At 45.2% G+C, this 1,774-nt stretch carries 2 protein-coding genes; both read left to right on the forward strand.

The features are described 5' to 3' along the window. The first annotated feature begins 73 nt into the window (after positions 1-73). A complete protein-coding gene (psbQ, locus tag QUA34_RS29980) occupies positions 74-298 on the forward strand; it encodes a photosystem II protein PsbQ (protein WP_445242861.1) in 225 nt (74 codons plus the stop codon). A gap of 225 nt (positions 299-523) precedes the next feature. Then, positions 524-1,651 (forward strand): FAD-dependent oxidoreductase, encoded by a 1,128-nt coding sequence (locus QUA34_RS29985; RefSeq protein WP_333391146.1) that lies wholly within the window; start codon positions 524-526, stop codon positions 1,649-1,651. Positions 1,652-1,774: the final 123 nt, after the last annotated feature.

Raw genomic sequence — 1,774 nt, forward strand, 5'->3', positions numbered from 1 at the left:
AATTATGAGTTAGCTCTAGGGGGCTAAATTTAAAACTTCTGATTATAACATATATCTTTTTTGCAAGAGGTCTATTCACGGGCCTCTAGGCGACTTGCGGAATGTAATGAAAACCGTCTCTGCGAGTTTGTTGCCTAGTTCTCAACAACAAGCTGTTGATTTAACTAAGAGTTTGTTTACCAATTTGGTTAACATTGATCTGGCTGCTAAAGAGCTTGACTATGCAAAAGTCACGGCCAGCTATCAAAAAGCTGTCAATGATTTTGATACTTTCTTGCAGCTAATTCCTAAAGCTTAATTAGCTTTAACTCACATCTGGCATCCAGAACAGGCAAGATGCCTGTTCCACAAAGAAAGAATCAGTTTTCTTGTGGGGCGTATCATTGTCAAAAACAGGCAAGATGCCTGTTCCACAAAGAAAGAATTAGTTTTCTTGTGGGGCGGGCATCTTGCCCGTCCAAAAAAGGTTTATATGGACAAAACCTAGGAAACTGTTAATCTAAAATCTAAAATCTAAAATTGAATGGTTCGTGTTGCAATTATTGGTTGCGGTATTGTTGGGGCTTCGATCGCCTTTGAACTAAGTCAATTTCCCGAACTGCAAGTTACTGTGTTCGACAAACAGCCGCCGGCACAAGGTTCTACTGGCGCTGCACTCGGTGTCTTGATGGGAGTTATCAGCCACAAAACTAAGGGCAGAAATTGGCATTTGAGGGAAACCAGCCTTCAGCGCTACGAGACTTTGATTCCAGAATTGGAAGCAGTTACGGGGCGAAAAATTCCTTTTAACAAACAAGGAATTTTAATGCTTTGTTCGGAGGGAGAGGATGTAAGTAAGTGGGAAAAGTTGATAGCCACTCGCGACTCTCAAGGTTGGCAATTAGAACTTTGGGATGTGGAACGAGTGCGATCTCGCTGCCCTCATCTTGCTGTAAACGATCGCATTATTGCTGCGATTTATTCGCCTCAAGACCGGCAAGTCGATCCGACGGCGCTAACTTTGGCTTTGGTTGATGCTGCTAAACTCAAAGGAGTTAATTTTGAGTTTGGAGTGGAAGTTCAAGGCATTACTGAGTTGGATTCTCAGGTGTCTGAGATTCAACTCGCATCTTCCATTGCTGTCAATAAGTCTTGTGGAACAGGCAAGATGCCTGTTATTGAAAATTTCGATCGACTAATTGTTTGCGCTGGTTTGGGTTCTGCTGCTGTGACTGCATCGTTAAATCAGTTGGTTGACATTCGCCCGGTGTTGGGACAAGCGCTGCATTTGCTGACGCCCAATCCTGTAGGAAACCCGGATTTTAGCCCGGTAATTACTTGCGATGACGTTCACATTGTGCCTTTGGGAAATCAGGAATTTTGGGTGGGGGCGACAGTGGAGTTTTCCGAAAATGGCGGGGAAATTGAGGCGAATGCTGATATGTTGGCGCAAGTGATGGCAAGGGCGAGTTCCCTTTGTCCGGGCTTAGCAGAAGCTGAAATTATCAGGAAATGGTCGGGATTGCGCCCGCGGCCGGAAGGGCGACCGGCCCCAATTATCGAGACGCTTCCCGGTAACGATCGCGTTCTCATCGCCAGCGGCCACTATCGCAACGGTGTTCTGCTGGCCCCTGCCACAGCGCGATCGATTCGAGAAATGATTTTGCAATAATTAACAAATGTTAATACAATCAAGATAGCCATTCATATCTTACATCTAAATAGGGCTTGCTGAATATATCGAGCGCATATTACGTGGGCTGGGTTAAGAGAGCGTGCGATCGAGAGTAAAGTG

The sequence above is a fragment of the Microcoleus sp. POL10_C6 genome (genome assembly GCF_036701585.1).
In the GTDB taxonomy this organism is placed as follows: domain Bacteria; phylum Cyanobacteriota; class Cyanobacteriia; order Cyanobacteriales; family Microcoleaceae; genus Microcoleus.

Bases quoted from the DNA above. Each gene is read 5' to 3' on its own strand.
- QUA34_RS29985 (WP_333391146.1), top strand. From the start codon at position 524: ATGGTTCGTGTTGCAATTATTGGTTGCGGTATTGTTGGGGCTTCGATC.